This is a genomic window from Weizmannia acidilactici (genome assembly GCF_008974185.1).
In the GTDB taxonomy this organism is placed as follows: Bacteria; Bacillota; Bacilli; order Bacillales; family Bacillaceae_C; genus Weizmannia; species Weizmannia acidilactici.
In genome coordinates, this window is the sequence record NZ_BKZP01000023.1 from 1 (window position 1) to 13179 (window position 13179).

The 13179-nt window shown below is 48.5% G+C and carries 13 protein-coding genes; 5 read left to right on the forward strand and 8 right to left on the reverse strand.

All coding sequences use genetic code 11. The features are described 5' to 3' along the window. Both BpJC4_RS10680 and BpJC4_RS10685 read left to right on the forward strand, forming a co-directional pair. Window positions 1-452, forward strand: a 452-nt coding sequence (locus BpJC4_RS10680; protein ID WP_253693701.1) for a hypothetical protein, incomplete at its 5' end; no start/stop codon positions are given. Between the two features lie 106 nt (window positions 453-558). Continuing rightward, window positions 559-981 (forward strand): acyl-CoA thioesterase, encoded by a 423-nt coding sequence (locus tag BpJC4_RS10685; RefSeq protein ID WP_151697884.1) that lies wholly within the window; start codon window positions 559-561, stop codon window positions 979-981. A gap of 60 nt (window positions 982-1041) precedes the next feature. On the opposite strand, the gene BpJC4_RS16160 is transcribed toward BpJC4_RS10685, so the two are convergent. The 5 genes from BpJC4_RS16160 to selD form a co-directional block, all read right to left on the reverse strand. Further along, window positions 1042-1179 carry a hypothetical protein gene (locus tag BpJC4_RS16160; RefSeq protein WP_172967423.1) on the reverse strand — a complete coding sequence of 46 codons (138 nt, stop codon included), beginning with the start codon at window positions 1177-1179 and terminating at the stop codon, window positions 1042-1044. 188 nt (window positions 1180-1367) lie between these two features. Next, window positions 1368-2084 carry a metallophosphoesterase family protein gene (locus BpJC4_RS10690; RefSeq protein ID WP_151680892.1) on the reverse strand — a complete coding sequence of 239 codons (717 nt, stop codon included), beginning with the start codon at window positions 2082-2084 and terminating at the stop codon, window positions 1368-1370. Window positions 2085-2370: 286 nt separating this feature from the next. Then, a complete protein-coding gene (locus BpJC4_RS10695) occupies window positions 2371-3585 on the reverse strand; it encodes an MFS transporter (RefSeq protein WP_151697895.1) in 1215 nt (404 codons plus the stop codon). Between the two features lie 81 nt (window positions 3586-3666). Then, window positions 3667-4713, reverse strand: coding sequence for a tRNA 2-selenouridine(34) synthase MnmH (gene mnmH / locus BpJC4_RS10700; protein ID WP_151680891.1), 1047 nt, complete (start codon window positions 4711-4713; stop codon window positions 3667-3669). 29 nt (window positions 4714-4742) lie between these two features. Continuing rightward, window positions 4743-5792 carry a selenide, water dikinase SelD gene (gene selD, locus BpJC4_RS10705; protein WP_151680890.1) on the reverse strand — a complete coding sequence of 350 codons (1050 nt, stop codon included), beginning with the start codon at window positions 5790-5792 and terminating at the stop codon, window positions 4743-4745. A 336-nt stretch (window positions 5793-6128) separates the two neighbouring features. Between selD and BpJC4_RS10710 the strand changes: the two genes are divergently transcribed. Further along, entirely contained in the window at window positions 6129-7175 is a 1047-nt protein-coding gene (locus tag BpJC4_RS10710; protein WP_371862156.1) for a permease, read from the forward strand. A 259-nt stretch (window positions 7176-7434) separates the two neighbouring features. Here the strand turns inward: BpJC4_RS10710 and BpJC4_RS10715 are convergent, their stop codons facing one another. The 3 genes from BpJC4_RS10715 to BpJC4_RS10725 form a co-directional block, all read right to left on the reverse strand. Next, window positions 7435-8682, reverse strand: a complete 1248-nt coding sequence (locus tag BpJC4_RS10715) for a glutamate-5-semialdehyde dehydrogenase (protein WP_151680888.1) — start codon at window positions 8680-8682, stop codon at window positions 7435-7437. Continuing rightward, entirely contained in the window at window positions 8683-9777 is a 1095-nt protein-coding gene (gene proB, locus BpJC4_RS10720) for a glutamate 5-kinase (protein WP_151680887.1), read from the reverse strand. It lies immediately after the preceding gene. Between the two features lie 308 nt (window positions 9778-10085). After that, window positions 10086-11081: a helix-turn-helix transcriptional regulator gene (locus BpJC4_RS10725; RefSeq protein ID WP_151680886.1), complete on the reverse strand. Its 996-nt coding sequence runs from the start codon at window positions 11079-11081 to the stop codon at window positions 10086-10088. A gap of 334 nt (window positions 11082-11415) precedes the next feature. On the opposite strand from BpJC4_RS10725, the gene BpJC4_RS10730 reads away from it, so the two are divergent. Both BpJC4_RS10730 and BpJC4_RS10735 read left to right on the forward strand, forming a co-directional pair. Continuing rightward, window positions 11416-11868 (forward strand): helical membrane plugin domain-containing protein, encoded by a 453-nt coding sequence (locus tag BpJC4_RS10730; RefSeq protein ID WP_151680885.1) that lies wholly within the window; start codon window positions 11416-11418, stop codon window positions 11866-11868. Between the two features lie 33 nt (window positions 11869-11901). Continuing rightward, a complete protein-coding gene (locus BpJC4_RS10735) occupies window positions 11902-13083 on the forward strand; it encodes an NAD(P)/FAD-dependent oxidoreductase (protein WP_151680884.1) in 1182 nt (393 codons plus the stop codon). Window positions 13084-13179: the final 96 nt, after the last annotated feature.

A 13179-nucleotide genomic window follows, 5' to 3' on the forward strand; every position in this document is an offset into this window, starting at 1 on the left:
GAGTGGGTTATATGGAACACACATATGGAAATTATCCTCAAACATCAGGTCTGGGGCATTTTGGAAGCTATGCAGGCGGAGGCCAGCCCTATTACGATGATGATATGGATATGATGCACCACGGCACAATGGGCCAGACAGGAATGATGGGGCCGATGGGAAGCGGAACGATTGGCACTACAGGCGGAATGGTGCAGCAATATCCTTCGTCCGGGCAAATGTACCCAGGGCAATACATGGGCACCTCTATGTCCCCAAGTTTCTACGGTATGCCGGGATACGGGCACCATATGGGCATGCCGATGTATCCGGGGCAAATGGGCGGCTACGGCACACCAGGAACGATGGCGGGCTTTACTCCGGGATATTCAGGCATGGGAATGGGCCCTAGCATGATGCAACCAATGCAAGGCTATTACCCAGGCATGGCGGGCAGAGACTGTGACTGCTGATGGACATTTTTCCTGCGGGTTAAACATCCGCAGGTTATTTTTTTCCCCAACGCAGGAAAAATCGGTTATAATGTATAGTTGAGATTTTACAAAAGGGTGATGGAACATGCATATTGCCAAGACAGATATCCAGCTCTCCTACGCCGATACCGATATGATGGGCGTGATTTACCACGGCAACTATATCAAATGGCTTGAACTCGGGCGCTCGCAATTTGTGGAAGACGCCGGCTACGACTATCTCGATATGGAAAAGGCAGGATATTACGCGCCCGTTTACCATCTTGACTTTACATATAAAAAATCAATCCGGTTTGGTGATCAAGTATCCGTTTTAACGTGGGTGGAAGAAAACGGGCGGTCACGGACCGTTTACGGGTTTAAAATTGTAAACGGACAGAACGAAATTTGCGCGGAAGGCACCACGACCCATATCATCGTCAAAAAAGATACATTCCGCCCCGTTTCGTTTGCAAAAGTTTTTCCGGAATGGTTCCATAAATATGAAGAAATGAAAAAGCAAAAGTGAAACATTTTGGCATGAGCCCTTCACCGCCGCCGTTCGGGATTGTTTAATTAAATTGTTTTTTTACAACAACCCGAGTGCCTGAAGGCGGTTTCTCATTTTGTCGCCGATGGCTCGCGGCGAATAGACGGTACGGATCGTTTCCTGCCCTTTTTGCGTGATCCTTTTGCGCAGCGCTGCATCTGCCAAAACACGTTTCATCTGCACTGCCGCGCCAAACTAAACCGGCCTGTAATCCCGCCTGTTCCATCTTTTCAACTTCAGTAATGAAATAGATAGTTTACAATATGTCGGGAGGTATACGGGCGTATAGTCTTTTTGATTAGAAACGAAAAAATGGGATAATATAAGAAAAAGCAGTGGGATTTTGCGCTTATTCTTTTACACATTTAGGCCCCGCTGTTTTTTCCGACATGATATACATGAAAAGCCTCATTATTTATTTCCAGCATATTCAACTGGTAGCCGTAAGCACAGGCGCCGTCAACGCAGATTTTATGGTCACCGAAGTATACATCCGATGACCCGTGCAGCAAAACAGCAGGAGTATGGCCGTGGATGACTGTTTGCGGAATGGAAAGCTTTTGGTCCAGAAATCCTTCCCTGATCCAAAGAAAATCCCGGGCGCCCGTTTCTTTCCAGTCGTCAAGGAGCGGATTGATGCCGGCATGGACAAAAATATATTCTTCTTCCTCATGGTAATACGGGAGCCCCTGCAAAAAACCAATCATTTCAGCATGGTTTGCAAGTATGTTGGCGGCCAAACGTTCAGGTGCCGCTTCCGGTTCCATTTCTTCCCCCGAAAGGAAAGACCGGATCGTTTCTTTTCCGCCGTTTTGCATATAAATGTCGTGATAAAGTTCCGAGTCATTGAGCCAGTCGCAAAACATCTGGTCGTGGTTTCCCTTTAATGCAACCGCATGTTCTTTTTCCACAAGGGATTTGATTTTGTACAACACTTCTTTGCTTTTTGGGCCGCGGTCCACATAATCCCCCAGCAAAATCAGCCGGTCTTTGGATGGATCATAGTTTGAAAGTTCAAGCAATGCTTCAAATTCATCGAAACAGCCGTGGATATCGCTTACGGCAAGCAATCTTTTGCCCATATGGTGCACTTCCCTTCTCACCTGCGGCTGCAGATGATATGTATGGTGGAACTAAAAGCAACCCAAAATAAAACTTTGAAAGAAATCGTTTCCTACTTTTATTAAACAATTTTTGAAACTTTGGTTCGCCTTTGCTATGTTGCCATGAGTTGGTTTCCCGAACGCGGCGGCGCATAAATGCATAGAATGAAGCGGAATTAGGCTTTTGAAAACAATGTATGTACCATCTGATTTTTTTAAAAAAGGTGTCCCGACGTCAATGACTGACGCTCGTGGCACCCCTTTTTTAAGGCTGCAGCCGGCCGGCCAATTGTGTAGGTTTCGTTTCTTTGCCGAGTATGACCAAGAAAGCAATTCCGACAGCAATCGACAGGCAGAAAATCGTAAAAATGCCTGTTATCGAAATGCCACGGGCGACGAGGGAGCCGGCCAAAAGCGGCCCGAGAATCCCGCCGATCCTTCCGAAAGCCGCCGCCATCCCGGTTCCTGTCGCACGGATCGCTGCCGGATATTGTTCCGGCGAATACGCGTACAGTGCGCCCCACGCCCCGAGATCGAAAAACGACAGCAGCATGCCGGATACAATAAGCATCGCCGCAGAATCGACCTGCCCGAACATGTAGGCACTGACGGCCGTTCCGATTAAAAAGGCGGTAAGCACGAATTTCCGCCCCGTTTTTTCAATCAGCCATGCCGCCGTAAAGTAACCCGGCAACTGCGCAAGCGTCATTATCAGCACATACCCGAAACTTTGGATCAGCGAAAAGCCTTTCATCACCATCACACTCGGAAGCCAGAGGAACATGCCGTAGTAGGAGAATACAACGGCAAACCAAAGGATCCAAAGCATGAAAGTGCGTGCCGCATATTCTTTCGACCATACTTTGGCAACGTTTTGCCAAACGGATGCCTGTACTGGATGCCCGGCTTTACGGAACTCAGGCGAATCCGGAAGGTCCCTCCGCAGGTAAAGGGCATACAATGCCGGGATGGCAGTGATCACAAGCGCCGCCCTCCAGCCGAAGTGCGGAATGACGAAATAGGATATCACCGCGGCAGCGAGCCAGCCGGCAGCCCAAAAGCTTTCGAGCAGCACAACCATCCTGCCCCGTTCTTCCGGATCCACACTTTCATTTACAATCGTGGACGCAACCGGAAGCTCCCCGCCGAGGCCCATTCCGATCACAAGCCGGAAAACCAAAAACACAGTAAGCGTCTGCGCAAACGCGGAAAGGCCGCTTCCAACGGTGAAAAACAAAAGTGTAATGATAAAAATTTTTTTGCGCCCGAACCTGTCCGCCAAAACGCCGAATAAAAAAGCGCCGGCAGCCATGCCGATCGAATTCACACTTCCGATCCAACCCATTCTCTCTGCATTCAAATGCCAGTCTTTTGCAAGCGCAGTGATAATAAACGACAATATGCCGATATCAAGCGCGTCAAACAGCCAGCTTGTCCCGGTGAGCGCCAGTAATTTTTTCTTGGAAATTTGTGTCAATATTGTACTCCCCTTTTGATGGTGTCTCGTACACTTGTAATATACCACCTGTCAAGACATATGTAAATATCCGGCCTTTATTGCTTACCGCAATAAAAAGCCGGCTTCTTTCAACATTTCTTTCAGCTGCTTGAGCGCTTCATCAGTATGTTCGGCACGGATCGTTTTGACCCTGTCTTTCCCCGAGATGTCGAGGGAATGGTCGTATCTCGGATCGTAATAATATTCCAGCAGGAGCTTTACGGCTTCATTGTACCGTCCACGGCGCAAATCTTCTTCGATTTGCTTCGCAACCGGGGTGTGGATGCGCTCTTTAATCCGCGCGAATGCGGCCAGGCATTCCTCCTGTTTTTCCCAAGGCCGGTAGTCATCCAAAATATTGCGGACGCGTTCCGCAACCGGCAGTTCAATGATAATATTAACGCCACGCTCCTTGTTTTCGAGCAAAAATTCAGGCAGCACAATTTTCCCGATTCTTTTGCTTTCGGCTTCCATCAGGACATAAGGCGGGCGGCCCAATTGCAAAATCCTTTCAACTAGCAATGCGTCAAATGTTTTTTGGTTGTGGGGTTTCAGGCCGATATCCCCGAAAATGCTGCCGCGGTGGTTGGCCATTCCTTCCAAATCGAGGACAGGGTAGCCTTCCTCCTCCAATTTCCGGAGCATATACGTTTTTCCGGTGCCCGTATAGCCGCCCAAAACATACGTTTCCGGTTGAAAATCCATATGTTCAATCTGACCGGTTACCCATTTGCGGTAAGCCCGGTAACCTCCCTGAAGCCGGTATGCATGGATCCCCATCAGATCCAGCACGGTTGCCGCCGTTTTACTCCGCATGCCGCCGCGCCAGCAGAATACCGCTTTTTCCCCGCCAATTTTGCTGAAGGCACGGATAAAATTCGGCAATTTTTTTGAAAAAATTTCAAGCCCGCGCTCTTTTGCGGCGTGGGTGTCCACCTGTGTATAAATCGTCCCCACTTCCGCCCGTTCCTCATCATCAAAAACAGGAATGTTCAGGCTCCCCGGAATAGTCGCATTGCGGTACTCGGACGGGGAGCGGACATCGACCCATGTCAGTTGCTTTTTCTCCATTAATTTTCTGGCTTCGTCGATTGTAATATCCTGGAACAAATATTTCCCGCCTTTCTGCTTCTCTTGTTTTATATTACTTGAATACGGCCGGGATGTTCAGCAACTACTTCGCCGATCAGGCTTGCTTCTACGCCTGATTTTACGAGTTCTTCGACCAGCTGTTCCGCTTCGCAGCCTGCAACCGAAAGCAGCAGGCCTCCTGATGTGACCGCGTCGCTTAAAATCCATTTATCGATCTGGTCCATGTGTTCCGGGAATTCGACGACACTTTCAATATGAGCAAAGTTATTTTTCGTACCACCCGGCACAACCCCTTGTTCCGCCAGTTCACGCACACGCGGCAGCACCGGCACCTGATCTTTAAAAATGCGGAGGCCTGTTTTGCTCCCCTGCGCCATTTCGGTTGCATGTCCCAAAAGGCCGAAGCCGGTTACGTCCGTGCCGGCATGGACAGTAAATCTGCATGAAATTTCAGCCGCTTTTTTGTTTAATGTGGCCATCACATTTGTCACGCGTTCAATTTCTGCTTCCGTTAATAAATCGCGTTTAATAGAAGTGGTGAGGATCCCGACGCCAATCGGTTTTGTTAAAATCAGCTTATCCCCCGGCTTTGCGCCGGCATTTGTGCGGATATTTGCCGGGTCGATCTTCCCTGTCACAGCCATCCCGAATTTCGGTTCTTTGTCATCGATCGAGTGCCCACCGACGAGCGTAACGCCGGCTTCTTTGCATTTATCGCCGGCACCTTTTAAAATATCGGCAAGAATTTGCCTATCCAACGTGTGGATAGGAAATGCGACAATATTAAGCGCGGTTAATGGTGTTCCACCCATCGCATAAATATCGCTGATCGCATTGGCCGCCGCCACCTGTCCGAACGCATATGGGTCATCAACAATCGGCGTGAAAAAGTCGACTGTCTGCACGATCGCCAAGTCATCCGCCAGCTTATAAACGCCCGCATCATCGCTTGTGTCAAGGCCGACGAGCAAATTCGGATCCGGTGTTGCCGGCGGCAGCATCCGCATCACCTGCTGCAAATCCGCCGGGCCGATTTTGCAGCCGCACCCGCCTTTTGTCGTTAACGAAGTCAATTTTATTTTTTCCGATTGTGCCACTTTGCATCAACCTAACCTTTCTGCATGAAACTCTAATCCTTGTACCATTATAGACCACTTCGCTATAAAATGCATTTTCCAGGCAAAACCGGTGGGTTAAATCCCCTGCCCTGTAAGCAAGGTTAATGTGAAATCCCCGGGGCTCTGTGGAAAGAGACATGAGGAATCCCTGTGGCGGCATGTCGGGTGATGCTGTTTTCCTTTCAGCAGCAGGAAACGGGATGTAAAAAACCCGCCATATATTTTTTCAAGTTGTTATGTTATAATGTAGATTTAGTATCAATTCTTACTTTATATGGAAATGGAGATGATGATGTGGCTGTTGCAGACAATTCTATGCAGCCTGAACGGCAGTCCGGCAAAAATGCGGTTTGGCTCGCCGTTTTGTTTATCGTGATTGCCGCTATAGGGCTTTTATATGTGAAATGGTGGCCATACTACCAAAAATCTTTGCTTGCCGCTCATACACATTCTATTGGCACATCAATCCTCGGGGATCCGGGCAAATCTGCCCAATTTTCTTGGAACGGGACATTCCAATATGTGATCCAGTACTTCCAGGCGATCTGGAAAGCGGCTGTACTCGGCATTTTGCTCGGTTCGCTCATGCAAGTGCTTCTGCCGACCGAATGGCTTGTTAAAGTGCTCGGCAAAACATCGTTCGGAAGCACAGTGATTGCCGGCGCAAGCGCCATTCCCGGCATGATGTGCACGTGCTGCGCCGCCCCGCTTGCTGTGGGCCTGCGCAAAAAACAAGTATCGACGGGGGCGGCATTGGCTTTTTGGATCGGAAATCCAATGCTAAATCCGGCCACGCTCATTTTCATGGCGTTTGTTTTGCCATGGAAATTTACCGTGCTGCGCATCCTCGCCGGCCTTGTACTGACATTCGGGGTCAGTTATTTGGCGGGTAGGATTGCCAAAAGCGAGCAATCGGTAGATATCAGTAAACTGGCTGCCGTTGGAGACCAAAACGAAGGTTCCTTATTAACGAGATGGGGGAAAGCTGCCGGCCAGATGCTCCTTTATCTCGTACCGGCCTATTTGTTGTCGGTCGTTATCTTAAGCGCGGCCAGGTTCTGGCTATTTCCACAAATCAACCAAGGAGATGCCAACAGCATGCTCGGTGTGGTATTATTTGCAATTTCAGGCATGCTGTTTGTCATCCCGACTGCCGCTGAAATCCCGATTGTGCAGACGATGATGTCTTTCGGGCTCGGCGCAGGTCCGGCCGCTGCACTGCTTGTGACGCTTCCGGCCATCAGCCTCCCTTCATTGATCATGGTAGGCAAATCCTTTTCAAAACAAACGCTTTTCTTTGTCGCTGCGTCATGCGTTGTGATCGGCATCCTTGGCGGGCTGGCAGGCATCATGCTATTTTAATACAGGTAAATTAAAGGGGCTGTCCCAAAACCGGTAACCGGACAAGGGGCACCCCTTTAATAACAAAGCTACAAAGCTGTATGATCAAGACGTTTTGATGATTGCGAAATTTACCCGCTTTCCGCACGCGTCGCGAATCTCCTTGTGCGATACCTCAGCATGAGGAATCATTCTTGCTCGGTTTTCCCGCAGAAGTCTCAGAAATTAGCGATCATTGTTTTATCTAAGTTATTTTAAGGTTTGGGACAACCCCTTGATTTTATTCCCGGATCTGCCCGCTGCCGTAAATCCAATATTTTGTGGAGGTTAAGGCATCCAGCCCCATCGGCCCGCGCGCATGCAGTTTTTGCGTGCTGATGCCGATCTCCGCCCCGTACCCGAATTCAAATCCATCCGTAAAACGGGTGGAAGCATTATGGTAGACGCACGCAGCATCGACCATCGCCATGAAACGGGCCGCCTGCTCCTTGTCTTCTGTCACAATCGCCTCTGAATGTTTTGTTCCGTACCGGTTGATATGCTGGACCGCTTCATCTGTATTTTTCACTGTTTTCATGCTTATTTTTAAAGCCAGATACTCACAGTACCAGTCTTCTTCCGTTGCTTTTTTTGCATCGGGCCAGGTTTCGGTAACTTTTCCATCACCGTAAATTTCAACACCGTGCTCAGCCAATGCCGATAACAGCGCTTTGCCATTTTGAGCGAACCAATTTTCATGGACGAGAATCGTTTCAATCGCATTGCAGACGGATGGGCGCTGTATTTTTGCATTGACTGCAATACGGATGGCCATTTCCGGCTGTGCCGTTTCATCTATATAAAGGTGGCAGTTGCCGGCGCCGGTTTCAATGACAGGTACGGATGACTCGCGGACAACCGTGTCAATCAGGTTTTTGCCGCCCCTCGGGATGAGCACATCCAAATAATCGTGGAGATGGAATAAATCTTTTGCCGCTTCCCTGCTCGTATCTTCTATGAGCTGCACGGCTTCTTCCGGAAAACCGGATTCTGCCAAAGCCCGGTGAATGGTGCGGACGAGCGCTTGATTGGAACAGATGGAAGATGAGCTGCCCCTTAAAATCACGGCATTACCCGTTTTGATGGCCAGGGTGGCGGCATCCGCCGTCACGTTTGGCCGGGCTTCGTAAATCATGCCGATGACGCCGAGCGGCACTTTCTTTTTTACGATTTTTAAGCCGTTTTCTTTTTCAATTTCTTCAACCGTTTCCCCGATCGGATCATTCAAGCCGGCGAGTAACCGGATCGCTTCCGACATGTCTTTGATTCGCTTTTCATTGAGCATCATCCGGTCGAGAATATTTTCCGGAAGCCCGGCACGATCCCCGCGTTCTAAATCTTTTTTGTTTTCGGCAATGATTTCACCCTGGTCTTCGAGAAGCGCCCATGCGATAGATAAAAGTGCACGGTTTTTCTCTTCTGTTGTTTTTGCGGAAAGCGCAATGCTGATTTCTCTAGCTTTTTGCCCTTTTTCGATTGCTTCGCTCATTTATCCCAACCCCTTTCTTGTTAGTGGTACCCATTTGTCCCGGTGAATCACTTCGCCCGTGGCACGGCCCATTTGTTTTTCTAGTAAATCTTCAAGTTCTTCCGCCCCGTACAGTACTTCCCCTTTTCCAAGCAGGCCGTTTGAACCGTACACTTCAACCACATCGCCTTTTTGGAATAGGCCGGTTACTTTTTGGATCCCGGCTGCCAGCAGGCTGCTGCCATTTTTTAATAACGCTTGTTCCGCTCCCGGATCGATATAAATTTTCCCCGCCGTTTCCGAAAAAAGTGCGATCCATTGCTTCTGGCTGGTCACCGCCGGGCGGGCGCCGCCAATATAAGTGCCGTCCCCTTTCCCCTCTAGAATCCGAAGCAGTTTGTTTTCACCTTTTCCCGTGCCGATAAAAACACGGACGCCGAGAGAAAGGGCGGTATTGGCGGCTTTTAATTTTGAAAGCATGCCGCCGGTCCCCACTTTCGTACCGGCGCCCCCCGCCATCCGCATCATATCGGGGGTAATTTTTTCAATCGTATCAAATCGCCTAGCATTTGGATCGTTTTTTGGGTTGGCGCTGTATAAGCCGTTGATATCGGTCAGGATGACGAGCTGCTCGGCATGGATGAGCCCGCTGACAAGCGCCGACAGCATATCGTTATCGCCGAAAGTCAGCTCCGTAACAGATACCGAATCATTTTCATTGACGATCGGCATCACGCCGCGGTGCAAAAGCTCCGTCAACGTCGAATACGCATTATGGTAACGGTCTTTTTTAGAAAAATCTTGGCGTGTCAAAAGAATTTGCGCCGGCGTAATGCCGTGTTCCCCCAACGCTTCCCTGTAACGCTGGATCAGCACACTTTGGCCGATTGCCGCGGCAGCCTGTTTTCCTTTCAGGGTAACAGGACGCGACGGATAGCCTAAAAGCTTGAACCCGCAGGCGACAGCCCCGGAAGACACGACGATGGTTTCATGCCCGGCTTTCCTGAGGGCGGCGAGGGCATGAATATGGTCGGCAAACTTCGATTCGTCAATTTCCCCGGCTGCATTCGTTAAAGAACTGCTGCCGATCTTTACAACGACTCTCTTCTTTTCCATCTGTAGCATTCTCTCCTTCACAACAATAAAAAAAGCCCTTCCGCCCCTTGTTAAAAGGACGAAAAAGCCTTTCGCGGTACCACCTTTTTTGGGCAGCATACGCCACCCCGCTCTTCTTTGATAACGCAAATACATTGCGCCCGGTTTTGCCGGGACCCGGAAGGCAGGTTCGGCGGGCCGCCTGCTGCAGCGCCTTTCAGCCTATGAACCCTGCTCTCTATTGCAGAGGTTATCCGCCTACTAATCCTTCGTTCACGTTCAGTATTTTAAATTATCTTACAATGGATCAGGATAAAAAGCAAGAAATTTTAAGTTTCATGTTCATACAGTGCTGCCATTTTCCTGCTTTCTTCCTTAATTTTTTCGGCAAGATGCAGGGGGGCGATCACTTTCGCCATGCTCCCCCACGTCAAAATCCAGCGAATCAGCCCATCACTGATGGAAGCTTTTGTTTTCAAATCAAAATGCGTGTCTGAAACCGGCTCAATTTCCACACCGAGGCCAAACCGGTCGATGATCACATTGATCAATTCATTATCGAAGCGGATATGGATCCAATTGTCCTCGCCGCCGTACATATGGAATGTTTTATAAATGTATTCGGATAAATTCACATCCATGCGCTTAAACGATTCATCCGAAACCGAAACATTGCGCATCCGGTCAACCCTGTAATGTCGGAAAAACGGTTCGTCTTCAAACCTGCCAATGCAGTAATAAAATTCATTGCTCCAAATGAGCCCGTACGGTTCAACCGGGTAAAATTCACCGTCCCGGTGCAGTTCAAACTGTTTATGTACGTTGTATTTCCCGTATTGGAAATAAATTCTTTTCGATTTTGTTACCGCTTCATGGATCCGGTCGATGTCGATTTTGATCTGCTGGTAGTTGCCTTTGACCGCCTGATCAAAAAATACCTGGCTCGGCAGTTTTTTCGCATGGTGGACGCTCGTTAATGTTTTAATTTTTTTAATGAGGTTTTCCGACTCTTCCTTTGTTATAAATTTGGCGGATAACACCGCATCGATCAGCATCCGGAGCTCAAACAGCTCAAAACGCCGCACCTGGTGGCTGTAGTATTTTTTTCCGTACTTGCCTGTATTTTCGATCACATCGAAGCCGGTTTGGGCTAGGTCTTCAATATCCCGTTTTACCGCTTTTTTATCCTGCCAAAAGTCCCCGCCGAAAGCTTCATTGAGCCGCTTCAAAATCTCGTCAAGGGAAAACTCGTGCGCTTCATCGGTTTCATTTTCCAAAATTTCTTTTACTTTCAGCATCCGGATTTTTGACGAAATATCTTTCACGCTTCCCACCTTCTTCTAAACTCATTTTATCCGATACGGGCACAAACCGGCAAGCATCCCGCAAGGCCCTTCTCAGTGAAAAATTTTCCGAAATCCCGAACTCGTATCATAAGAAAACATTTTTCTAAAAGGATAGCAAAATTTACTTCATATATGGTGAAAATTTGATATACTAATCATGTATCAGGTTTCATAGCGGTTTTTGTGAATAAAAAAACGTGCATTCATGAAGAAATTTCACAAACAGGACGGAGGGATTAATAAGGGAACAATCGGAACACTTTGAACGTACATAACCTTAATGGGAATCCCACCAGTAAAGGAGAAATAGGAGATGGCAGAAACTTCAACCCAAAAAACCAATATCGAAGAACAACTTGAAGCAAACAAAGAAGCGGCGGGCGCACAAAAAGATTTGCTGGACCAGTTATTGATACCGGAAGTCCAGGAATCCCTGACCGTGCTTGTTGAAAGCCTGCCGAAAATGGCCGAGCTGGTCACGATTTTAAACAAAGTTTATGATTTTGCACAGTCCGTAATGACGGATAAAGTGCTCATCAACGATTTTAAAGGCGGTGTGCAAGGATTTTTGGATCCCGTTGCCGAAAAAGCGAAAGGGCTCGCCCAAACCGCAATCGAAGCGAAAGACCGGGCGGATGAATCAAACGATACAATCGGCCTCTTCGGCCTGTTGAGATTGTTAAAAGACCCGCAAGCCCAGAAGCTATTCCGTTTTCTGCAGGCATTTCTACAAGTGACGGAAGAACGGAGCAAACAACAACAATAACATAAACAGAATTGAAAAGAACGGGGGATCCATATGAGTAAAAAAATCGTTGTTTTAGGGGCTGGCTACGGCGGATTGTTAACCGCATTGTCAGCGCGCGAATATTTAACGAAAGACGACGCTTCGATTACCGTCGTCAACCGGGTGCCGGACCACCAAATTATTACGGAGCTGCACCGTTTGGCCGCAGGCGGCGTTTCCGAAAAAAGAGTATCGCTTCCGTTAAAAAAATTGTTTAAAGGAAAAGATGTTGACGTCCAGGTCGATGAAGTCACCAAAATTTCACCGGACACAAAAGAAGTATCTTTAGGAAGCGGATTTAAGCTGAATTATGACATCCTTGTCGTGGCGCTTGGCAGTGAAACGGCTTTCTTTGGCATTCCGGGACTTGAAGAAAACAGCTTCCTATTGAAATCGGTTGACAATGCAAAACGCATCCACGCCCATATCCAAAGTTGCCTCGAACAATATACAAAAACAAAAAATAAAGCGGATGCCACCTTCGTTGTCGGCGGCGGCGGACTGACCGGGATCGAATTAGTCGGCGAACTGGCGGATAAAGTGCCGGTGTGGTCGAAAAAATATGCGATTGACCCAAGCGAAATTTCGCTGATCTGCGTAGAAGCCGCCCCTTCAATTTTACCGAACTTTGCGCCGAACTTGATCGAACGCGCAACGAAGAGCCTCGAAGCGCGCGGCGTCAAATTCCTGACGGGCATTCCTGTTACGAAATATGAAGATGGTGTTGTGGAACTGAAAGACGGCCAGAAAATCGAAACGAAAACGCTTGTCTGGACCGGCGGCGTTCAGGGCAACAGGGTTGTGGCCAATTCCGGCATTGAAGTGAACCGGGGACGCGCGACCGTCAATGAATATTTGCAGTCCACATCTCATCCGGATGTATTTGTAGCCGGCGACAGCGCAGTTGTCTTCCCGTCTGAAGGCGCACGCCCTTATCCGCCGACAGCACAAATGTCGTGGCAGATGGGCGAATTGATCGGCTATAACCTTTACGCCTACTTAAAAGGCGGCAAAATGCGGGTATTCCAGCCGGTAAACTCCGGTACGCTTGCAAGCCTCGGTAGAAAAGATGCCATTGCCTTTATCGGGGAGAACCAAACGCAATTAAAAGGCTTCCCTGCTTCGGCAATGAAAGAAGCGAGCAATATTCGCTACTTGTCCCATATTAACGGCTTGTTCAGCCTTGTGTATTAATGCGCAAACAGGCGCCCCCTTATAGGTGCGCCTGTTTTTTTAGATTTCTGTTCCGGATAATTTACCTCGGCAATTGCCCGTTCACTTTAAGCGCTA